This window comes from Pseudomonas sp. CCI1.1 (assembly GCF_034348165.1).
GTDB lineage: Bacteria > Pseudomonadota > Gammaproteobacteria > Pseudomonadales > Pseudomonadaceae > Aquipseudomonas > Aquipseudomonas paracarnis.
The window spans coordinates 624,703-646,854 of record NZ_CP133780.1; the positions used below are offsets into that span (position 1 = coordinate 624,703).

At 60.3% G+C, this 22,152-nt stretch carries 18 protein-coding genes; 7 read left to right on the top strand and 11 right to left on the bottom strand.

Translation table 11 applies throughout. The features are described from left to right. The first annotated feature begins 100 nt into the window (after positions 1 to 100). Positions 101 to 2,173: a hypothetical protein gene (locus tag RHM69_RS02760; RefSeq protein ID WP_234452075.1), complete on the top strand. Its 2,073-nt coding sequence runs from the start codon at positions 101 to 103 to the stop codon at positions 2,171 to 2,173. A 231-nt stretch (positions 2,174 to 2,404) separates the two neighbouring features. After that, positions 2,405 to 4,669: an autotransporter outer membrane beta-barrel domain-containing protein gene (locus RHM69_RS02765; protein WP_060767813.1), complete on the top strand. Its 2,265-nt coding sequence runs from the start codon at positions 2,405 to 2,407 to the stop codon at positions 4,667 to 4,669. Between the two features lie 52 nt (positions 4,670 to 4,721). Here RHM69_RS02765 and RHM69_RS02770 read toward each other — a convergent pair whose 3' ends face one another. The 5 genes from RHM69_RS02770 to RHM69_RS02790 form a co-directional block, all read right to left on the bottom strand. Further along, positions 4,722 to 5,315, bottom strand: a complete 594-nt coding sequence (locus RHM69_RS02770) for a LysE family translocator (protein ID WP_014718718.1) — start codon at positions 5,313 to 5,315, stop codon at positions 4,722 to 4,724. Positions 5,316 to 5,365: 50 nt separating this feature from the next. Beyond that, entirely contained in the window at positions 5,366 to 6,205 is an 840-nt protein-coding gene (locus tag RHM69_RS02775; protein WP_038450369.1) for an AraC family transcriptional regulator, read from the bottom strand. Positions 6,206 to 6,277: 72 nt separating this feature from the next. Beyond that, positions 6,278 to 6,919 carry a DUF1345 domain-containing protein gene (locus RHM69_RS02780; protein ID WP_060767814.1) on the bottom strand — a complete coding sequence of 214 codons (642 nt, stop codon included), beginning with the start codon at positions 6,917 to 6,919 and terminating at the stop codon, positions 6,278 to 6,280. Positions 6,920 to 7,040: 121 nt separating this feature from the next. Continuing rightward, the gene (locus RHM69_RS02785) at positions 7,041 to 10,139 is read right to left on the bottom strand and encodes an efflux RND transporter permease subunit (RefSeq protein WP_060767815.1); all 3,099 of its coding nucleotides are present in this window, start codon (positions 10,137 to 10,139) and stop codon (positions 7,041 to 7,043) included. A gap of 6 nt (positions 10,140 to 10,145) precedes the next feature. Then, the gene (locus tag RHM69_RS02790; protein ID WP_200600343.1) at positions 10,146 to 11,288 is read right to left on the bottom strand and encodes an efflux RND transporter periplasmic adaptor subunit; all 1,143 of its coding nucleotides are present in this window, start codon (positions 11,286 to 11,288) and stop codon (positions 10,146 to 10,148) included. 171 nt (positions 11,289 to 11,459) lie between these two features. Here RHM69_RS02790 and RHM69_RS02795 point away from each other — a divergent pair, with 171 nt between their 5' ends. After that, the gene (locus RHM69_RS02795; RefSeq protein WP_003190934.1) at positions 11,460 to 12,161 is read left to right on the top strand and encodes a response regulator transcription factor; all 702 of its coding nucleotides are present in this window, start codon (positions 11,460 to 11,462) and stop codon (positions 12,159 to 12,161) included. 3 nt (positions 12,162 to 12,164) lie between these two features. Then, the gene (locus tag RHM69_RS02800) at positions 12,165 to 13,466 is read left to right on the top strand and encodes an ATP-binding protein (protein WP_019816856.1); all 1,302 of its coding nucleotides are present in this window, start codon (positions 12,165 to 12,167) and stop codon (positions 13,464 to 13,466) included. On the opposite strand, the gene RHM69_RS02805 is transcribed toward RHM69_RS02800, so the two are convergent. From RHM69_RS02805 to RHM69_RS02815, 3 genes are all read right to left on the bottom strand, one after another. After that, on the bottom strand, positions 13,467 to 14,141 hold the full coding sequence (locus RHM69_RS02805) for an anti-sigma factor domain-containing protein (RefSeq protein ID WP_014718712.1): 675 nt from the start codon (positions 14,139 to 14,141) through the stop codon (positions 13,467 to 13,469). After that, positions 14,138 to 14,668 carry a sigma-70 family RNA polymerase sigma factor gene (locus tag RHM69_RS02810; protein WP_014718711.1) on the bottom strand — a complete coding sequence of 177 codons (531 nt, stop codon included), beginning with the start codon at positions 14,666 to 14,668 and terminating at the stop codon, positions 14,138 to 14,140. The genes RHM69_RS02805 and RHM69_RS02810 overlap by 4 nt, the downstream gene beginning before the upstream one ends. 86 nt (positions 14,669 to 14,754) lie before the next feature. Next, complete coding sequence (locus RHM69_RS02815) at positions 14,755 to 15,276, bottom strand: DUF3455 domain-containing protein (protein WP_014718710.1); 522 nt, start codon at positions 15,274 to 15,276, stop codon at positions 14,755 to 14,757. A 192-nt stretch (positions 15,277 to 15,468) separates the two neighbouring features. On the opposite strand from RHM69_RS02815, the gene RHM69_RS02820 reads away from it, so the two are divergent. Both RHM69_RS02820 and sfnG read left to right on the top strand, forming a co-directional pair. Further along, the gene (locus tag RHM69_RS02820; protein WP_014718709.1) at positions 15,469 to 16,254 is read left to right on the top strand and encodes a sulfite exporter TauE/SafE family protein; all 786 of its coding nucleotides are present in this window, start codon (positions 15,469 to 15,471) and stop codon (positions 16,252 to 16,254) included. 452 nt (positions 16,255 to 16,706) lie between these two features. Further along, positions 16,707 to 17,831, top strand: coding sequence for a dimethylsulfone monooxygenase SfnG (gene sfnG, locus RHM69_RS02825; RefSeq protein ID WP_019816858.1), 1,125 nt, complete (start codon positions 16,707 to 16,709; stop codon positions 17,829 to 17,831). Between the two features lie 37 nt (positions 17,832 to 17,868). Here sfnG and map read toward each other — a convergent pair whose 3' ends face one another. Together map and RHM69_RS02835 are read right to left on the bottom strand one after the other, a co-directional pair. After that, a complete protein-coding gene (gene map / locus RHM69_RS02830; RefSeq protein WP_019816859.1) occupies positions 17,869 to 18,639 on the bottom strand; it encodes a type I methionyl aminopeptidase in 771 nt (256 codons plus the stop codon). Continuing rightward, entirely contained in the window at positions 18,639 to 18,839 is a 201-nt protein-coding gene (locus RHM69_RS02835; RefSeq protein WP_003190946.1) for a ParD-like family protein, read from the bottom strand. Before RHM69_RS02835 ends, map begins: the two co-directional genes overlap by 1 nt. Positions 18,840 to 19,208: 369 nt before the next feature. Here RHM69_RS02835 and RHM69_RS02840 point away from each other — a divergent pair, with 369 nt between their 5' ends. Continuing rightward, positions 19,209 to 19,478: a DUF1652 domain-containing protein gene (locus RHM69_RS02840; RefSeq protein WP_014718706.1), complete on the top strand. Its 270-nt coding sequence runs from the start codon at positions 19,209 to 19,211 to the stop codon at positions 19,476 to 19,478. A gap of 70 nt (positions 19,479 to 19,548) precedes the next feature. On the opposite strand, the gene RHM69_RS02845 is transcribed toward RHM69_RS02840, so the two are convergent. Further along, positions 19,549 to 22,143, bottom strand: a complete 2,595-nt coding sequence (locus RHM69_RS02845) for an autotransporter outer membrane beta-barrel domain-containing protein (protein ID WP_200600345.1) — start codon at positions 22,141 to 22,143, stop codon at positions 19,549 to 19,551. Between the last annotated feature and the right edge of the window lie 9 nt (positions 22,144 to 22,152).

The following is a 22,152-nucleotide window of genomic DNA, read 5'->3' on the forward strand; positions in this document are numbered from 1 at the left end:
GGTGCTTCTAGCCGGCAAATGGCTGTACTAAACGAATAGGGTTAAACGAATATTTTTCGCAGTTGTTCGTCGCCCATATTGTCACTAATGGAGAACGATGATGAATAAAAAAACGCGTGATTATTTTGCCAGATTAAACTCTGCTGTTAGCCCGTCGACAGTTGTTTTCTCACAGTTGGATCCGCCAGAAGTTGATTTTGTTCCAGGTTTTCCAGGATTGCTTTCTCGGGAACAGGCGTTGTCCGAATATTTGGAACTGCGAATGCCACGATGGCAAGACTACAGCGACAGTGGTGGCGATCAGGATATCGTGAGAGTGTTTATAAAGCCGGTAGATGATGCGGAGTATGGAGAACCGTTCCTAACGTTCACTTTTAATTTCGATGCAACACTGCCACAAGCCTATGCAACTGCAAATATCGCCCGAGGCAGGCGTCCGCCAGGTCACTGGGATATCAAGTACGAGGTGTATATCAGACGTGCGGATAACTTGAGCGAATCGACCGAGATGCGTTTGATTGTCGATACTGATGCACCGTACGCATCATCTCCGAGTCTTCCGCCAGCGCCTACCCTACCGGCAGGCTTGACACTGCCCATTGACGAGGCCGATTTTCCAGCTGCTCCCAATGATCGGTTGTTTTTTTCAATTCCAGATTATGTTCTCCACGGGCGTGCGCCGGGTGACAGGCTGAGGGCGTTCTACGGCGGTTCCGATACCCCATATGCTCCTGATCCTCCCTCTACCGAGGTGGATTGGCCGGTGACGGACCTTAGGTTCCCGTTGCCCAAGGGTGTTGTTTCGGCTGGACCGGACGCGTTTAACACGCTTCGATATCAGTTACTGGACGCCGCGGGCAATCCCAGCCAGCTTTCCTCCTCCTTGCGGTTGGATGTGGCCTTGCTACCTGCACCGGCTAATCTGAAGCAGCCCTTGATCGGCAGGGCGTTTCCGGGAGATAACCGCTTCGACCGGATTGACGCCTCCATTGACCTGGGAATGATTGTAAGAATTCCCGCTTATGACCATCCGCAGCGGGGCAATGATGGTGATGTCTTTGACGTCATACTGTCGACCAGCGTCCGTACCGAAACCATCGAGGGTACGGCATTGGGCAACGGTACGAGCTTTCCAGTGCCCATTGTTGTTCCACTTCATATTTTGCAAATTCTCTATGGCGCGTTGACAGGTGACGAGCTGTTGACGGTCACTTACGTCATCCGCCGTCGATCCGTCACGTATCCTGCTGCGCCGTCGACGATCATCAATTTGAATTTGCACGTGGTCGGGCCGACTCCTACCGATCCTCCGGAACTCACGAATACCGACCTGGATCCGGTGGTGATCAAGGGGGTAAATGCCGCTGGCATGGAGGGCGCTGACAACGAGCTATTGCCGGAGCACGCCAATCGGCCCGCCAATGCCCATATCACGTTGTGGGATGAGGCCCCAACCCCTGACGCCGAGGATTTTTTCATCCGGCTGTGGTACGAGGGTGAACTCGCCGCCACTCGCCAGATAACGGGCGGGGTTGCCGGCGCCCCGGTCACCCCGCCGCTGCAGATTCCGTGGGCGCTGATCGCCAAGCACGGTAATGCACCGCCTATGAAACAGGTGCATTACACAATCGACGCGGGCCTCGGTACGAATCGGCAGCAGTCTGAGGTGACCTCGGTGGACGTACAGGCCAATGTCCAGGCCCTTGTCATGCCCGAGGTCCAGGACCTGGATTTAATTGGCGGTGCTCCAGGCGTGATCAACTGTACTACCTTCAGGCCTTTGAATATGGACGGACGTATCACTGTTCGTATTCCTCCGTCGGACTTGTTTGAGCCGACCATGGTGGTCCGGGTGAACTGGCAAGGCTACAGTGATAATGATGGCACGACCCCAGTGCTTGCATCCGTAGGGTTCAAAGACTCCCCTCCGTTGACCGCCTCCATGATCGCGCTGGGGTTTCTGGTGACCCTAGACGCGCCTTTCTCCACCCTCATGAAGACGATTCATACACACTCAGGCCAACGGCTCCGGGGGGCGGCAAGGATCAACTACACCATCCAACTGCCAACAGGGCCTTTAACATCGAGCGACGCTTTGCATCGGGCACGCTCGGTCAAAACCGGCGCCTCTCCCACCTACTGCGACGGCACGCCGGTACCCGCAGCGCCTTGACGTGGTTGCGAAAACAGCCTGGGAGCAGCCACGCTGCTCCCAAGGTTCATAGAGGGACAACTCATTTGTTCTCACCGTGCGCATCGAGATTGATTCGGGGGTATTAAGATTAATCCTACATAAATAGGGAACAACTCTGGATAACTTTGGCACCGCTTGATTGGCAGGGTTCCACGCTCTTAGGTACCGGCCAATTTCTTCAATAGGAATGCCAAACCCAGAGGGTTTTCGATGTCGTCAATGTTTAATTTTAAGCTCAAGCCGTTGAGTTTTGCCTTGAAGGCCAACGCGGTTTCATTAGCAGTTCTTATGTCAAGCGTGGCCGAAGCCCGCGTGGTTACGGGCCCGAATGAAACAGTTCGGCCTGGCCCTCCACCTGACAGTTTCGAGCTCAGGCCCGGCTCGGGTCTCACCGTGGAAGGGGCCACTACCAAACAAATCCGTGCCCAGTCTGCCAACTTGACCGTTAATCCGGGCAGCAAAACTCAAGACATCACGGCATTCAATTCGAACGTGAATATTGATGGCGCCGAGATCACTGCGCGGGCGACACAGCCGGCAGCAGTGTTCATGAGTGGCGGGACGCTGTCGCTCAAGAACAGCACACTTACCCACAGCAATGGCGTTGGCCTGGTCGTTTCTCGTCCGATCGGCAGTGACGAGGGGGCAATTGGCTCGGTATTCAACAGCAGCATCACCGGCACCACGCGTGGCGTCAGTGTGGGTGGTAACAGCGCGTTGGCCCTCTACCAAACCGACGTTGCAGGCACTGGCGAAAATGGCGTGGGTCTGTATCTGTTCGGTCAAGCCATTGCGATCGATAGCTCCATCACCGGTGAGCTCAATGGCGTGCGGCTGGATATGGACCGCAGCCCCGACGTGCCAGCTGCATTGATCCTTGATGGCTCATACGTGGAAGGAAAAGCGGGCGCAGCCATTCTGGTCGAAAGCTCAAAGGCGGGTACACCGGCTAATGCAACTATAGATGTGCGCAACGGTGCGACCCTCAAGGGCGGCAACGGCAATATCCTCGAAGTCACCGGTGGCTCCTTCGCCAACATGAATGTCGACGGCAGTACCTTGTTCGGTGACGTCGTGGTCGAGGAGGGCAGCACCGCGAAGTTGCAGCTCAACAACGGCTCGTGGTTGACCGGCCAGTTGAAAAACGTAGCTGAGTTAAGCGTGAACAACGCCTCCCACTGGGCGCTGGTGGGTGACAGCGAAGTCGGTGACCTGAAAATGGCGGGCGGCAGCGTGCATTTTGGTGGGCCTGATGAGTTCTACCGGTTGGATGTCGACAGCCTGTCGGGCGAAGGCACGTTCGTGATGCATACCGACTTTGGCAGCGGCCAGACCGACTTGCTCGCCGTTAATGGCATCGCCGAAGGTAACCACAGCCTGTTGCTGGCGGCCACGGGGTCGGAGTTGGCCACGGCCGAGCCGATTCGCGTGGTGAGCACCGAGGGCGGTGATGCACAGTTCGCCCTGGTCGGCGGAACGGTTGACGCAGGTGCCTACAGTTACGGGCTCAAGCAGGAAGACACCGATTGGTACCTGGACCCTAACCGGCGCGGCACCAGCAACAGCACCAAAGCGGTGATGGCGTTGTTCAACACCTCGCCCACAGTGTTGTACGGCGAGATGACTTTGTTGCGTACCCGCATGGGTGAGCTGCGCTTCAGCCAGGGCAACAACGAAGGTTTCTGGATGCGCGGCTACGGCAACAAGTACGAGGTCAGCGGCAATCAGGATGGTGGCGGCTACACGCAGAACCAGCGCGGCTTTACCTTGGGTATCGACACACCGCTGTACGGCGGCGATGGGCAGTGGGTGGCCGGTGTGATGGCCGGTCACAGCACCTCCGATATCGACCTCAACCGCTCCGGTGGCGGTACAGTCGACAGCTACTACCTGGGCGGTTATGCCACGTGGCTCGATGACGAGAGCGGCCTGTATTTCGACGGTGTGGTCAAGCTCAACCGCTTGCACAACGAAGTCAACGTGAGCATGAGCGACGGCAAAAAAGCCAAGGGCAACTACACCCAGAACGCCGTGGGGGCTTCGGTGGAAGTCGGTCGGCATATCAAACTGGATGACGGCTACTTCGTAGAACCCTACGGACAACTCAACGCTGCGATCACCCAGGCCCAGAGTTATGACCTGGACAATGGCCTGCACGCCAAAGGTGACCGTTCGGCCTCGGTCGTGGGCAAGGCTGGCGTCACGGTGGGCAAGAATATCCAGTTGGACAGCGGTGGTGTGTTGCAACCGTACTTGCGTACTGCGTTGGCCCACGAGTTCAACCACAACAATAAGGTCACGGTAAACGGCGAGCGCTTCAACAACGATGTATTCGGTTCGCGCATTGAAATGGCCGGTGGTGTGGCGATGTCGGTGACTCAGAACGTCAAGCTGCATGCGGACCTCGAGCATACACGTGGTAAAACCGTCGACCAGCCATGGGGTGTCAACTTCGGCGTGCGTTACGACTTTTAATTCATCCATCCACCCGAACAGGGGAGGCTTAGGCTTCCCCTTTTTTTCGCCTTCAGATCAGCACACTCAGCCAGGCTGAGCCCAACAGCAGCAAGGCCATGACTCGGTTGAATGCGCCTACGGTCCTGGGGGAGCGCAACAGGCGGCTAGACCCGGCACCCAATAAAGCCCAGGCGCCGAGGCAGGGCAAGGCGATCAGGAAAAACATCAGGGACAGGTACACCACCTGGCGCTGCCCACCCTGGCCAGCGAACACACTGACCACCGCCAGTGCCATCATCCAGGTTTTGGGGTTGATCAATTGCAGGGCCGCGGCGCCCAACAGGCCCAAGGGTTTTTGCGTGTCATCGGCATTGATGGCCTGGGCTGGCGCCCTGAAGATCTGCCAGGCCAGGTAACTCAGCCAAGCCACACCGGCCCACTGCATCGCCGTTTGCACGTTGGGCAGTTGCACCAATGACTGACCCACACCGCAACCCACCAGCAGCACAATCCCCGATGCCCCCACGCAAGCCCCAATGATGATTGGCAGCGCAGCCTTGAAACCGTAACGGGCGCTGTTGCTGAGCACCAGGATATTGGTCGGGCCGGGGGTGATGGAGGCGACAAAGGCGAACAGCATGAAAGGCACGAAGGTGGACAGCATGGCGGGTGACTCCGGCGGGCTCAGAGCGACCATCTTCACAAGTCCGGGCGTTACCGGTCTGGAAGATTTGTGCAGCGCTTGCGGTACGCGGCCGGTGTCAGCCCATAAGCCCGCATGAACCAGCGGCCCAAATGACTTTGATCGGCGAAACCCAGGGCCATCGCCACGTCTGCCGGTTGATCGCCCTTGGCCAATAGATACCGGGCACGGGCCAGGCGCAGTTGCACCAGATAAGCGTGGGGCGGCAGGCCGAAGGCACTCTTGAACGCGCGGCTCAGGCGAAAGCGGTCGACGCCGCAGGTCAGGGCGAGTTCATCCATGCCGACGTCCTGATGCAGGTGGGCGTGCAGGTAGTCCCGTGCCTTGTGGGCCACCTGCGGCAAGCGCGGGTCATCGCGGTAGCGCATGCGCCAGTAAAGCTGGCCTGTGAGGCGTTCCAATAACTGATCCAGAGCGCTTTGCCGCACGATCCGCAGTTCGCCGTGGTGCAAACTCTCAAACGCCTGGCTGGTGGCCAGGGCCAGGCGTGGATCGCTGGCCAAGGTGCGGGCGAAACTCAGCTGATGATGGGCGGGTGCTTCCTCGAAGACACTGGCGATTTCCCGTTCCAGCCACTGCGGGTCGAGGTAGAGCATGCGGTAAGTGAAGCCGTCGACCGTCGGAGCATTGCCGTCGTGGAGCTCCCCTGGCTCCAGCAGGAATACCTGCCCCGGCACGCTGTCATGGCGCATGCGCCGACAGTTGAATTGCTGTACGCCTTGTTCGGTGACGCCCACCAGGTAGCTGTCGTGCCAATGGGGATCATACGCATGGCCTTCGAAATGCGCGCGCAGGGTCTCGATGCCGGTGTCGGCGTCCTGGGACAAGTCGATCCAATTGTGCGCAGGCATACAACACCGAGGCGGAAAGTGAAGGGTTATTAGCGGCGACGCCTCAGTGGGCGTCTAGAAGGTTTGTGCAGTCTAGCCAAACAACCCGGCGGCGATGTTGATCGAAAAGCCCAGAATGGCGGTGTTGAACAAAAAACCGATCAGCGACTGCCCCAGTACCACCTTGCGCAGGCTACGGGTGGCGACGCCCACATCCGAGGTTTGTACCGCTACGCCGATGGTGAAGGAAAAGTACAGGAAATCCCAGTAGTTGGGCGTGAGCAAGCCTTCGGCAAAACGCAAGGCGGGCTCCTTGCCTGGCCAGGTGTAATAGAGCCTGGCGTAGTGCACGCTGAAAATCACCCCGATCAATAGCCAGGAGCCGATCACCGTCAGCCCGGTGAAACCGTAGTGCAGCAGGCGCTCGGAGGTGGCCAGGTCCTTGCTGCCGACCAGTTCGAAGGTAATGGTCGCCAAGCTGGCGATGGCGGCGATACATACCATGAACAGCACCAGGCCGGCGTTCTCGTCTTCGATTTCGGCGATGCGCTTGACGTCCTCGGCCTTGGCGCGAATGGTCAGCCACAGCATCAGTATCAGGTAGGTCCAGACCCCGGCGTTCCAGCCGATCAGGATTTTACTGGCGAGGGTGTCGGCCGGCACCAGGAGGCCGACGGCAAGGCCGAGTAAGGCGGCGGATGAGAGGCGAGGGTGGGTGCGGGCGAGGAAGGGCATGGTGGCTCACAAAGAACTATGTGTGAGCACCATAGCTTATTCGGGTGTACCTGATCATGAATGCAATCAATAACCCTGTGGGAGTTGGCAAGCCAGCTCCCACATTTGGCTGCGGCGTTGATCAGTTTGCTTTATGGCGCTTGCGCACCAGCTTCATCACCACCACGAAGAACACCGGCACAAACACCACCGCCAATGTCGCTGTGATCATCCCGCCAATCACACCGGTACCAATCGCCTGCTGGCTGGCCGAACTGGCCCCGGTGGCAATTGCCAATGGCACCACGCCGAGGATAAACGCCATCGAGGTCATGATGATCGGTCGCAGGCGCAACCGCGCCGCCTTCAAGGTGGCGTCGATCAAATCCTCGCCCTGGTCATACAGGTCCTTGGCGAACTCGATGATCAGGATCGCGTTCTTCGCCGACAGGCCGATGATGGTGATCAGGCCGACCTTGAAGAACACATCGTTAGGCATCCCGCGTAGCGACACGGCTAACACCGCGCCCAGCACCCCAAGCGGCACCACCAGCAACACCGAGGTGGGGATCGACCAGCTTTCATACAGCGCGGCCAGGCACAGGAACACGATCAGCAGCGACAGGCCCAACAGCAACGGTGCCTGGGAGCCGGACAAGCGCTCCTGCAACGACAAGCCCGTCCATTCCTGGCCCAGCCCGGCAGGCAACTGGCTGACCAGGCGCTGGATTTCGTTCATGGCCTCGCCCGTGCTGTGCCCCGGCGCCGCTTCGCCGCTGATGGCGATGGCCGGGTAGCCGTTGTAACGGGTCAACTGCGTTGGGCCCTGGGTCCACTTGGCTTCGACAAAGGCTGACAGCGGCACCATTTTCCCAGCGTTGTTGCGCACGTGGATCTTCATCAGGTCGGCCACCTGGCTGCGCTGGTCGCCTTCGGCCTGTACCACCACGCGCTGCATGCGGCCCTGGTTGGGGAAGTCGTTGATATACGCCGAACCAATCGCGGAGGACAGCACGTTGCCCACGTCGGCAAACGAAACGCCCAAGGCGTTGGCCTGCTTGCGGTCCACTTCCAGCTGCACTTGCGGTGCTTCGGCCAGGGCGCTTTCACGCACGTTGGCCAGGATCGGGCTTTTCGCTGCAGCGTCCAGCAGTTCAGTACGCGCAGCCATCAACCCCGCATGGCCAACGCCACCACGGTCCTGCAAACGGAACTCAAAACCGCTGGAAGTGCCCAGGCCGTCTACCGGCGGCGGCAGAACCGCGTAGGCAATCGCGTCCTTGAGTTCGCTGAAGGCCATGTTGGCGCGATCGGCAATCGAGGAAGCGGAGTCATCACTGCCACGCTCTGACCAATCCTTGAGCGTGGTAAACGCCAGCGCCGCGTTCTGCCCGGAACCGGAGAAACTGAAGCCCATGATCATGGTGGTATCACCCACCCCAGGCTCGCCGGCGTTATGCGCCTCGATCTGTTCGGCCACCTGCACCGTACGGTTCTTGCTGGCGCCCGGTGGCAACTGGATATCGGTGATGGTGTAGCCCTGGTCTTCCACCGGCAGGAACGAGGAGGGCAAACGGCTGAACAACAGCCCCATGCCCACCAGCAAGACCAGGTAGATCAGCAAATAGCGGCCGCTGCGCTTGAGGGCATAGGCCACCCAACCTTCATAACGGTTGGTGAGGTGCTCAAAGCGCTGGTTGAACCAGCCGAAGAAACCACCCTTGGCATGATGCTCGCCCTTGGCAATCGGCTTGAGCAGCGTGGCGCACAGTGCCGGCGTCAAGGTCAGGGCCAGGAACGCCGAGAATAAAATCGAGGTGGCCATCGACAGCGAGAACTGCTGGTAGATCACCCCCACCGAACCCGGCATGAAGGCCATCGGCAGAAACACCGCCACCAGCACCAGGGTGATACCGATGATGGCGCCGGTGATCTGGCCCATGGCTTTCTTCGTCGCTTCCTTGGGCGACAGGCCCTCGGTGGCCATGATGCGCTCGACGTTCTCCACCACCACGATGGCATCGTCCACCAGGATACCGATGGCCAATACCATGCCGAACATCGTCAATACGTTGATCGAGAAGCCCAGCAGCAACATGGTGGCGAAGGTGCCCATCAGCGCGATCGGCACCACCAGCGTGGGAATCAAGGTATAGCGCACGTTCTGCAGGAACAGGAACATCACCGCGAACACCAGCGCCATCGCCTCCAGCAAGGTGTAGACCACCTTGGTGATCGAGACTTTGACAAAGGGCGAGGTGTCGTAGGGAATCTTGTATTCCACATTGGCAGGGAAGTAGCGCGACAACTCGTCCATTTTCGCCCGCACCAGCGTTGCGGTACTCAATGCATTAGCGCCGGGCGACAGTTGCACGCTGACGGCGGTAGACGGCTTGCCGTTCAGGCGCGTGGAAAACTGGTATTCCTGGCTGCCGACCTCCACCCGTGCCACATCGCCGATGCGCACGGTGGAGCCGTCGGGGTTGGCCTTGAGTACGATGTCGGCAAACTCCGCCGGGGTGGACAGTTGCCCCTTGACCAGCACCGCCGCGGTGATCTCCTGGGTGTGGGTGCCCGGCAAGTCACCGATGCTGCCCGCTGAGACCTGGGCGTTCTGGGCGCTGATCGCGGCGTTGACGTCGGCCGGCGTGAGGTTGAAACCGATCAGCTTCTGCGGGTCGATCCAGATACGCATCGCGCGTTCGGCGCCATACAACTGGGCCTTGCCGACGCCGTCCAGGCGCTTGAGCTCGTTCATCACGTTGCGCGCCAGGTAATCACTGAGCGCGACGTCATCGAGCTTGCCGTCATTGGAGGTCAATGTGACCAGCAGCAGGAAGCCAGCGGAGACTTTTTCCACTTGCAAGCCTTGCTGAGTCACGGCCTGGGGCAGGCGCGGCTCGACCACCTTGAGGCGGTTCTGCACATCCACCTGGGCCATTTCCGGGTCGGTGCCCGGCTGGAACGTGGCGGTAATGGTCGCCGAGCCCAGGCTGCTCTGGGATTCGAAATACAGCAGGTGATCGGCGCCGTTGAGCTCTTGCTCGATCAGGCTGACCACGCTCTCATCCAGGGTCTGGGCCGAGGCGCCGGGGTACACCGCGTAGATTTCCACCTTGGGTGGCGCGACGTTGGGGTACTGCGCCACCGGCAATTGCGGGATCGCCAGGAAGCCCGCCAGCAGGATAAACAGGGCCACCACCCAGGCGAAGATCGGGCGGTCAATAAAGAACTGCGGCATGACGGGTTATTCCTTTACGAGCGGGCTGTCGTCCACTTCAACTTTTTCACCGGGGCGTGCGTGTTGCACGCCCTCGACGATGATGCGGTCGCCGGGTTTGAGGCCACTGGTGACGATCCAGCGGTTGTCGATAACCGCACCCAACTCCACCGGTTGCTGGCTGACGGTCTGCTCGGCATCCAGCAACAACACCATCGGGATACCGGCGCTATCACGGGTGATGGCGCGTTGCGGCACGCTGATACCTTGTTTGTCCACGGCCTGTTCCACGCGCACCCGCACAAAGCTGCCGGGTAACAGGTCGAGGTCCGGGTTGGGGAACTCGCTGCGCAGGATGATCTGCCCGGTGCCCGGATCGACGCTGATTTCGGCGAAGAGCAATTTACCCGGCAACGGGTACAGGCTACCGTCGTCCTGGATCAAGGTGGCCTTGGCCTGGTCCTGGCCGACCTGCTTCAAGCTGCCGGCACGAAAGGCGCGGCGCAGGTCGTTCAGCTCACGGGTGGACTGGGTGAGGTCGGCGTGGATCGGGTCCAGTTGCTGGATAATCGCCAGCGGCGTGGCTTCGTTCTGGCCGACCAGCGCGCCTTCGGTCACCAGGGCGCGACCAATGCGCCCGGAAATCGGTGCGGTCACGGTGGCATAGCCCAGGTTCAGCCTGGCACGCTCGACGGCAGCCTTGTTGGCGGCCACTTCGGCGTTGGTCTGGCGCAGGGCGGCGCGGGCGTTGTCGTACTCCTGGCCGCTGATGGCGTTGCCTTCGACCAATTGGCTGTAGCGCTGTTCTTGCAGGCGCGCCTGGAACGCATTGGCCTCGGCCTTGCTCAGGTTGGCCAGGGCACTGTCCAGGTCGGCCTTGAACGGCGCCGGGTCAATACGGAACAATACGTCGCCTTGCTTGACGTCGTGGCCTTCGTTAAACACCCGCTGCATCACCACCCCGGCGACCCGGGCGCGTACCTCGGCGATACGCGGTGCGGCGATGCGCCCGCTCAGTTCGCTGGTAATAGAAAGGGGCTTGGCCTGCAGGGTTTCGATCCGCACTTTGGCCAGGGGCATTTGTGGCGTCTCGTCTGCCGACTGACCACACGCGCTCAGCGCCAGTGTGAGGGCCAACAGGCAAAACGGCGCAAATAGATTCTTCGACATGCTCTTATCCCAATATTGACTGGCGCATCCTAGAGGCACCTGCGCCGTGGTGCTGTGAAGCTGTGTAGCGGGTCTGTGAAGAAGTGTAAGGTACGGCGCACGTGGCGTCGGGGGCGTATATCCTTGCACAATCCTGCAACACACCAACAAACAGCATTATTTGGAAACACCATGCCCAACATCCTCCTGGTGGAAGACGACGCCGCACTCTCCGAGCTGATTGCCAGCTACCTGGAACGCAATGGCTACCACGTCAGCGTGCTCAGCCGTGGCGATCATGTACGCGAACGTGCACGCCTGAACCCGCCGGACCTTGTGATCCTCGACCTGATGCTGCCGGGCCTCGACGGCCTGCAGGTGTGCCGCTTGCTGCGCGCCGATTCTGCGGGCCTGCCGATCCTGATGCTGACCGCCCGCGATGACAGCCACGACCAGGTTCTGGGCCTTGAGATGGGCGCCGACGACTACGTGACCAAACCCTGCGAGCCGCGCGTATTGCTGGCCCGGGTGCGCACATTGCTGCGGCGCAGCAGCCTGTCCGAACCCCAGGTGGCCAGCGACCAGATCGTCATGGGCAACCTGTGCATCGACTTGTCCGAGCGCACCGTGACCTGGCGCGAACAGGCGGTGGAGCTGTCCAGCGGAGAATACAACCTGTTGGTGGTGCTGGCCCGGCATGCCGGCGAAGTGCTCAGCCGCGATCAGATCCTGCAACGCCTGCGCGGTATCGAGTTCAACGGTACCGACCGTTCGGTGGACGTGGCCATCTCCAAGCTGCGGCGCAAGTTCGACGACCATGCGGGCGAGGCGCGCAAGATCAAGACGGTGTGGGGCAAGGGGTATCTGTTCAGCCGTTCCGAGTGGGAATGCTGAACCATGTTTCGCGTACTGCTGCGCCTCTACCTGATCACCATCGTCACCTACAGTGCGGCGATTTACCTGATTCCCAAGCTGGTGATCCAGCTGTTCGAACACCGCTACATGAACTACAACATCGAACAGTCCCGCGGCCTGCAAAAACTCATGGTCAAGCAGTACCAGCGCGCACCGGTGGAGCGCTGGTCCCAGGTGACCGACCAGTTGAGCCGCGATTTTGCACCGTTGAAAGTGCAACTGTTGCTGCGCCAGGACGCCCGCTACACCCCTGAGGAAGAACAGTTACTGGAGCAAGGCAAACCGGTGATCCGCCTGGGCGAGTGGGGCTGGATGGAGGAAATCAGTTCGCCGATCAACCAGCAGTTCGCGGTCAAGCTGACCGTACCGCCAGACCCGTTGGACATGAACCTGCTGTACTGGTCGATGAACGTGCTGGTCGGCGCCGCCTTGTTGGCGTGCCTGCTGGTGTGGCTGCGTCCGCACTGGCGTGACCTGGAACGTCTGAAAAGTACCGCCGCGCTATTGGGTAAGGGCCACTTGGAGGCCCGTACGGGGCTTGCACCCAGCTCCAGCATCGGCGGCCTGGCGGCGGTGTTCGACACCATGGCCGACGATATCGAGCATCTCTTGAACCAGCAGCGCGACTTGCTCAATGCGGTCTCCCATGAACTGCGCACGCCGCTTACCCGCCTGGATTTCGGGCTGGCCCTGGCGCTTTCCGAAGACTTGCCCCTGGCCAGCCGCGAGCGTCTGCAAAGCCTGGTGGCGCATATTCGGGAGTTGGATGAATTGGTGCTGGAATTGCTGTCTTACAGCCGCCTGCAAAACCCGGCGCAATTGCCCGAGCGGGTAGAGGTAGCGCTCGACGAGTTTATCGACAGCGTGTTGGGCAGCGTCGACGATGAGTTGGAAAACCCCGAGATCGTCATCGATGTGGCGCTTGATTGTGCCGTTGAGCGCTTCAGCCTCGACCCGCGTCTGACTGCCCGAGCCTTGCAGAACCTGCTGCGCAATGCGACGCGCTACTGCGACAAGCGCATCCAGGTGGGCGTGCGCGTATGCCCCAAAGGCTGTGAAATCTGGGTGGACGACGATGGCATCGGCATACCGGCTGACCAGCGCGAGCGCATCTTCGAGCCGTTCTACCGCCTCGACCGCAGCCGCGACCGCGCAACCGGCGGCTTTGGCCTGGGCCTGGCGATCAGCCGGCGCGCCCTGGAGGCCCAGGGCGGCACCTTGACGGCCTTGGCGTCGCCCCTGGGTGGGGCGCGGTTTCGTGTGTGGCTGCCTAACCTTTCGTGATCAAAGTACTTTGACTGCTCGGCCGATCCCGTGAATCGGCCCGGTGGGTTTGCCGGTAGGCGAGCCATTGGGCCCTTCCAGCGTCAGTTCAAACAACTGGTTCGGCGCCAGCGGCGGCAGCTTGTCCAGGGGCACCGACAAGGTCTGCCCAGGCTTGACCAGGCCCAGGGATACGGGGCCCTGCCAGCCATCGGCCTTGGTCCAGAACTCCAGGGCTTTGTCTGCGGGAATCTCCATCACCCCCAATGGGATCAACTGGATCTGCCGATTATCACTGGCCTGCACCACCCAGCCCGGTGCCTGGCTTTGTGGCGCCATCAGCACCACCACGAAGCTGGGTGCGGTCATGGGCGGGCGCGTCAGTAATAAAGCCGCCAGCACCACGCTTGCCATCAGGCCGACGGCAGAAAGCCCGCGCCAGAACGCCAGCAGGTTCCACCACGCCACGCCCGTTTCGGCGATTTTGATGCGGCGTTCAATGCGCCGCCACAGCTGTGCCGAAGGCGGCACCGGTTGCGCCAGCGCCACCAGAGGCAACAGACGCTGCTCCCAGGCATCCACCGCTGCGCGCAGTGCCGCATCATGGGCCAGGCGTTGTTGTACCTCAGCGCGCTGTTCGGCGGGCAGGGTCCCCAGCACGTATTCACTGGCCAGTTCATCCAGGCTGTCGTTCATGCCATGCACTCGCGCAAGGCGGCGAGGCTGCGTTTGATCCAGGCTTTGACCGTGCCCAGCGGGGTACTGAGTTTTTGCGCGATTTCGCTGTGGGAGTAACCGTCCACATACGCGTGCAGAATGCAGGTGCGACGCGTCGGGTCGAGCCGTTCCAGGCACTGGTGGATCTGCCCGGAGCGTGCGGCAAACTCGATGGACTGGGCCGGCTCTGCCAGCGGCTCGTACTGATCGTCCAATGGCACGTCACGCCCGGCGCTGCGTACCACGTCCAGGGCCAGGTGGCGAGTCACGCTGAACACCCAACCCCGTGCGGAGCCTCGCAGGGGGTCGAAACTGTGTGCGCCGTGCCAGATCTTGATAAAGGCGTCATGCACGATGTCCTCGGCCAGTGCCTTGTTGCGGGTAATGCGCAGCGCCACACCGAGCAAGCGGCTGCTGTCCTGCTCATAGAGCTGGTGCAGGGCGCGATGATCGCCGCGGGCGCAGGCTAACAGGCACACTTGATAATCAAAGATGAGTTCAGCCAAACCAGAATTCCTGCCACTGAGGAGACGTCTACGCGTGGTAGGCGCGAGGTTGCTCGCGCCTACCTGGCCAGCGTAGCTGAGTTTGCTCAGTTGGCGGCCCAGAAGAGGTAGTCCGCCTGGTATTTCACCATTTCCTTGGCGCCTTTGTTCGCCGTGGTGCAGGGCGCAGCCGGAGCGACCCCGCCTTTGAGCGCAACCCGCTGGATATACACCACGCCACTCATTGCACCTTTGCCCTCGGCTGGATTGGCCTTGACCAGTTGATAGGGCAGGTTGCCGGGGCTCGACGGCGCCACGGCCAATTGCGTGCCGGTGATGGTCGAGCCGTCCTTGGCCTGCCACGTGGCGGGTGGGCCGAAGTAGGTGCCGACCTGCTGGCCATTACGGTCGTTCAACACGGCTTTAGGGCCGACGAAGGTCCACTCGGTCTGGCCGGCAGCGTTGGCCTTGTCGCGGCATTCATAGGTGATTTCGCCGACCCCGGTGGTGTGCATCGCTACCTTGTGGCCATCGGGCACCTTGATGCTGTCCGGCAGGCCCGCCTGGGCAAACGCCGACGGTGCGGCGAGGAGCAAGCTGGACAGGCACAGCAGTGTTTTAGCGTTCATGGTGTTTCTCCATTGGGTAGAACAGCAGGGTTACGTTGATGACTACGGCCCAGGCCCGACCATTGGATGCAGTTTTGTGCAAAAAAAGTGGAGTTTCCAAAAAGGCATAAACTCAGATCGCATCGGTATAAGTGGTTATAAGAAAAATCGCTATCCTGCGGCCAGAAATTTATAAGGCCGCGGGTAGCTGGAATGGATGTAGGTAATATTGGTTTCGTGGTTGCCGGCTTGATCGTGGGGTTTATCGTGGGCATGACGGGGGTGGGCGGCGGTTCGCTGATGACCCCGATCCTGCTGTGGTTTGGCATCAACCCGGCCACCGCGGTGGGCACCGACCTGCTGTACGCTGCCATTACCAAGTCCGGTGGCGTGCTGGTGCACAGCAAGAACAAGAACATCGATTGGACCATCACTGGCTGGCTCACCCTGGGCAGCGTGCCGGCAGTGTTGCTGACGTTATGGTTCCTGGCCAGCTTGCACACCGACCCCAGTGCGATGAACGCGGTGATCAAGCAGGCCCTTGGCGTGGTATTGCTGCTGACGGCCTTGGCGATCCTGTTCAAGAAAAGCCTGTTGGCGTTTGCCCAGCGTCATGCTGGTGATTCCTACCATCTGCGCCCGCGCAATCTGAATGCGCTCACTGTTGTGACAGGTGCGATCCTTGGCACCATGGTGGCCTTGACCTCGATCGGCGCCGGCGCTCTGGGCACGGTGGCGCTGTTTATCCTGTACCCGTTCCTGGCCACGCGGCGCCTGGTTGGCACCGAGATCGCCCATGCCGTGCCCCTGACATTGGTGGCGGGCCTGGGCCATGCCAGCATGGGGAACATGGACTGGCATCTGCTGGGCTTTTTGCTGATGGGGTCGCTGCCGGGGATCTACATGGGCAGCCATATGACTGGCAGGATTCCCGACGGGGTACTGCGGCCGTGCCTGGCGGTGATGTTGATGGCGGTGGGGTACAAGTTGGCGTTCTGAGCACGTGGCCTGACACCCCACGCTCCAAATGTGGGAGCCGGCTTGCCTGCGAAGGCGGCCTCACAGCCGACGACTACCTACCTGACGCCCCGCGATCAAATTGTGGGAGCTGGCTTGCCTGCGAAGGCGGCCTCACAGTCGACACCGTTATACCGAGTACATATCCATCCCTGTCGATTCCGGCCAGCGTGGTTTAACGGGGCGCCTAAGATCAAGATCAAAAGCAGATCAAGATCAAGAGCTACTCGCTTCGCATCGTGGGTACGCGTGGTGTTGGTCGCAACTGTTGCTCCAGCAACAGCAGATCCACAAACTGCTGCGATCCCAGACACTGGCAAGCCATCGCTTCAATCCCCCTTTTTTTCCGCAACCCCCAGGCTACGGGCATTTGCCTGCCCCTGGCACGCTTGCTGCCTAAGCACTGGTACATCCCCTGTGCGAGGTACCGTCCGATGAGTCAGCAAGCCGTGAAATTTGCCTATTGGGTACCCAACGTCAGCGGTGGGTTGGTCGTCAGCAAGATTGAACAACGCACCCACTGGGGCATCGAGTACAACCGCAAGCTGGCGCAACTGGCGGAGGCGGCGGGTTTTGAGTATGGCTTGACCCAGATTCGCTTCACCGCAGGTTACGGTGCCGAGAACCAGCATGAGTCCGTGGCGTTCAGCCATGCGTTACTCGCGGCGACTACCACCCTCAAGGTCATCGCGGCGATCCTGCCCGGGCCGTGGCAACCGGCGTTGGCGGCCAAGCAATTGGCGACCATCGACCAACTGACCAATGGCCGTATCGCGGTGAATATCGTCAGTGGTTGGTTCAAGGGCGAGTTCCAGGCCATTGGCGAGCATTGGTTGGAGCATGATGAGCGCTATCGGCGTTCCGAAGAGTTTATCCGCGCCCTCAAAGGCATCTGGACCCAGGACGATTTCACCTTCAAGGGCGATTTCTATCGTTTCAACCAATACACCCTCAAGCCCAAGCCCCTGGGCCAGCCGGAGATCTTCCAGGGCGGCAGTTCGCGGGCGGCTCGGGACATGGCGGCGCGGGTGTCGGATTGGTATTTCACCAATGGCAACACGCCTGAAGGCGTCAAGGCCCAGGTCGATGATATTCGTGCCAAGGCCGCTGCCAACCACCATTCGGTGAAGGTGGGCGTGAACGCCTTTGTGATCGCCCGCGACACGGAAGAGGAGGCTCGGGCGGTGCTGGCGCAGATCATCGACCAAGCCGACCCGGAGGCGGTCAACGCCTTTGGTGACGCAGCCAGGCAAGCGGGCAAGGCGTCGCCGGAGGGCGAGGGGAACTGGGCCAAGTCCAGCTTTGAGGACCTGGTGCAATACAACGATGGCTTCAAGACCAACCTGATCGGCACGCCGCAGCAGATCGCCGAGCGCATCGTGGCACTCAAGGCCGTGGGTGTGGACTTGGTGCTGGCAGGCTTTCTGCACTTCCAGGAAGAAGTAGAGTATTTCGGCAAACGTGTATTGCCGCTGGTGCGCGAGCTTGAGGCCAAGGCAGATGCAGGAGCGAGCTTGCTCGCGAAAAACGTTAACGAAAAAGTGGCTAGCCTGGTTTAGCGCGCAGGCTAGGCGCTCTTCGCGAGCAAGCTCGCTCCTACGGGGTGTAAAAGGTTTGAGTGGCTTGCAAGGTCAACACCTCAAACCCGTCCGCCGTCACCGCCACGGTGTGTTCCCATTGCGCCGAGAGGCTGTTGTCCTTGGTGACCACCGTCCAGCCGTCTTTCAGGCTGCGAGTTTTAGCGCTGCCATGGTTAAGCATCGGTTCGATGGTAAACACCATGCCTTCGCGCAGTTCGAGGCCGGTGCCGGGGCGGCCGAAGTGCAGGATTTGCGGTTCTTCGTGCATTTGCCGGCCAATGCCGTGGCCGCAGTATTCGCGCACCACGCTGTAGCCGTTGGCTTGCGCGTGGCTCTGGATGGCATGGCCGATATCGCCCAGGCGCGCGCCCGGCTTGACCTGGCGGATGCCGGCCCACATCGCCTCGAAGGTCATGTCCACCAGGCGCCTGGCCTTGGGCGTCACGTTGCCGATCATGTACATCTTGCTGGCGTCGGCGATGAAGCCGCCTTTTTCCAGGGTGATGTCGATGTTGATGATGTCGCCGTCCTTGAGTATTTGCTTGGCGCTGGGCATGCCGTGGCACACCACTTCGTTGATCGAGGTGTTGATGCAGAACGGGTAGTCGTACTGCCCCAGGCTGGCAGGGCGGGCCTTGAGGTCATTGCGGATGAAGGCTTCGACGGCGCTGTCCAGCTCCAGGGTAGAGCGGCCGGCGGCGACGAAGCCGTCGAGCATGTCGAAGACTTGCGCCAACAGACGCCCGGCTTCACGCATCACGGCCAACTGTGCGGGAGTCTTGATCATCAACTGCGCCCCCGGATCAGGTCGGGTTTGTCCAGCAACAGCTTGTTGATCAGCTCGTTGTAGGGCAGGTGCGGGTTGAGTTCGGCGAGCAGGCCGATCTTGATCCAGAACTCGGCTTGGGCGTTGATGGAGCGGTCCATGGCGGCGCTGGCCAGGCGCAGTTGTTCGTGCAGCTGATCGGTGATCTTGACGATGCCCATTAGGTTCACTGTGTTTAATTGATATACGAATCGTATATGGTTCGTATGTCGATCGCAAACCTCCTTCGGCTAAACGGTGATGGGTTGATGGGTTGCGATAGGTTGCCGAAAAAAGGATTCCCACCTAAACGCCGGTCCCCACGCTGCGGGTTAAACGTTTAATCGATGTAGTTCGACGAGGATGCCAAACAAGCCGTTTTCTTTAATATGAGCAAGCGGTTTGCTTATGAGGAAAGGTTACAACCACCCCGGTTTTTGCCGAGTAGGCTTACTGATTGAAAGCGTCTTCCAGGGTTGGCAAGACGTGGCAGGCAAGTGCCTGTCGGATACATATAACTGTTGGCAGTCTCAAAAAAGGAGAGGTTAGCCATGCTTTCAGAACTAGAGCTTCGCAGCATTATTGAAGGAAGTTTCCTGCCTAAACGGTGCGAATGCACCAAAGCCGAAGATGCCTCGTTGACGATCAGGGTCTACGACGATCGCGACCGGGATCGGGTGGATTTGGAAGTCAAAGGTATCCACCCTGACAAGCTCGACAGCAGCCGAGCGATTTGCAACCTGATCACCGGGTTGCGTGAAGACCTCAAGCAAAGCCACGCACCGGTACTGCAACGAGCCGGTGCTCGCGGTTATCACTAGCGGATGCTTGAGTATAAGTTGACCCCGTGGGCCTGGTAGTTGCCAGGCCCAATGTTGACATCCTTCCTGTTTACCAGCGCGCTCTTACGCCGAAATTGCCACTGACACCCTCAAAGTTGTTGTCGTCCAGTTGGGTGCCATAGTTACCCTCCATATAAACACTGACCGTGGATGACAATTGAGCCACAACACCGATGCCCATATCAGCCGTGGAGGACTTGTGATCGCTCTTGATCCGGTCCACCCCGTCGAACGTCACCGTGTCGCTACCGCCGAAGGTGTGCCAGACATTCGCCCGTAGGTACGGCTCCACGGGTGTGTTGCTGATCAGATAGCGACCCTTGAGCCGTGCGCCGATGCGGCCGGTCCAATACTCCTGGGAGTCGAATGAGACCTTGGAAATGCCATCGTGCTGACTATCCAGATCGATCTTCTGGCCGATGACCTGGGCCTGAGGTTCCATCTCCCAATGCTCGGACAGCCTGAACGGGTAGCCGGCCTCGGCGGATAACGCCAGGGCGTGGCCCTTGGTATCCATCTTCACCCCTCGGTCGGACTTGTTGTCGCCATCCAGGCGGGTACCCATGGCCACCAGGTCGACGTACCAGCCGGTCGGATCGGTGAGTATCCAGTAGGCGCCGAAGTTGTCGCCGTCGAGTTTGACCCGCCCAGAGCGATGGTTCTGCCAGCCCATTGCAAAGCCCTTCACGTCGCCGCGCAGGCGGCTCTGGCCGATAAAGAGGCCAAGGCGTTGCGTCTGCCCGCCGCTGGTTTCGGCGGCGTAAAGGTCATGGCCAACCTGATAGCCCTTGACCGTGCCGTCAAAACTCGGCGCCACGGTGCCCGACCAGCTTTTGTTGAAATCACTGCCATAGGCGCGGCCCCAACCTGCCGGCACTGCACCGGTCTCGGTCAGCAGGCTTTGCTCGCCCTGGCGTTCATGGAAGGTGCCCAGCGCCTGCAACGTCATCAGTTGCGCAGCGGGGATGTCTACGGAGTAGACCGGAACTTCCAGGCGATACAGTGGAATCGGCGCGGCACCCGCCACGGCGGTGGGAAGTACAGGGTTACTCGCCGCCGATTGCGGCGACGTGGCTGCAGCGACTTGGCTGGGCGGTGGCGCGGCAGGCTCGATTGGGGGTTGCGGTTGCGCAGTGGGCGGTTCCACGGAAGGTTCATCCGAGTCCACTACAGGGGGAGTGGCGGGGATCGGCGGCACCGGCACCACCACGGCCGGTGTCGGCGGTACGGGTGGGACCGCCGGCGGTTGCACGGCCACCACTGAGGAGCGAAGGAACCAGCTGTTTTTCGTATTGGCAAGGGTGCCGCCCTTGAACAGCAGGTATTCATACGCCCCGGCGGAGACCGAGCCCTTCAAGGCAAACGCATCGTTGCTGCTGACGGCGCCGTTGAGTGCCTGGACCACTTCGATGCCGTTGTTCTGGGTCAGCCCGCCGATACCGCCGAGGTTGCTGACACTCAGTTGGGTGTGACCGCTGATGTTGCCGTCGGACACTACCAGCTTGTCGGTGGCAGAGTTTTCGTCGCCGAGTACGGTTTGCAGGTGCAGCTGGCCGTTGTTGCCCACGTAGTTACCATGCACCGTCAACACGCTGGTAGCGCTGTTGTCGGTGGTCATGTCGACAGTGCCGGCGTTATTGAGCGTCGCCAGTTGCCCGGCGGTGTAGGGGCGGATGCCGCCTTGCGCCACGGCCAGGGTACTGCTGCCGTCGATGTTGAACATGCCGGTATTGCTGCCACTGTCACCGAGGAAAAAATCCCCGGCCAGGTCCAGGCGCGAGTTTTTGGTGAGGCTGACGCGCTCCAAGCCGATGTAGCGGGCCGCGGTGCTGGATGTTGTCGCGTCGAAGATCAGCTGATCGTTGCCCAGGCCGCCATCGATAAAGGGCGTGTGGTTCAGTTTGCTTTCATTCAAGCCTTGCAGCAGGACCGTGTCGTCGCCATCACCCATCAATACCCGGGAGTTGATCCTGCCTTCACCCAGCCATTTGAACGTATCGTTGCCGACGCTGGCACGGATCTCACCATTAATCACGCCGCCGCTGACGGTGATGCTGTCATCGCCGCCGCTGGTGCTGATATTGCCGCCGATGGTGCCGCCGGAAATGATGATGGTGTCGGTGTCGAAACCGGTGACCAGGTTCTCCCGGATTTCCCCCCCGGTCATTTCATAGAAGTTCTTGTCCAACTTCATATTGACCCGGCCAATTTTGCCACCGCGCTGGTAGGCCACATCGCCGTCTTCAAAAGCCTCGTCGATTATGCCGTCATACATTTCAAGCACGTCGCGGCCGTCGCCCTGGAACAGGCCGCCTATTCGCCCACCCATCATGACGACACGATCAACACCGTCGCCTTGCTGCACGATCCCGGTGACCCGGCCGTCGCGGATTTCCACCGTATCTATTCCAGGGCCAAAGGTCACATCGCCATTGATGGCGCCGCCTGTGGAGAGCGTCAGGCTGTTATCCCCGGAAAGATCGGTCAGGCCGGCACTGCTGCCGTTGTTACACGTATAGGTATCGTTGCCGGTTCCCGGGGTGAGAACGCAGGCGGCGTGGGAGGGTTGAGGGTTCATGTACTGCAATGAGATGAGGCCGACAGCTAAAACGGCCCGGGTCGAGAAACCACTGGGCTTTTGCATGGGTGTGTC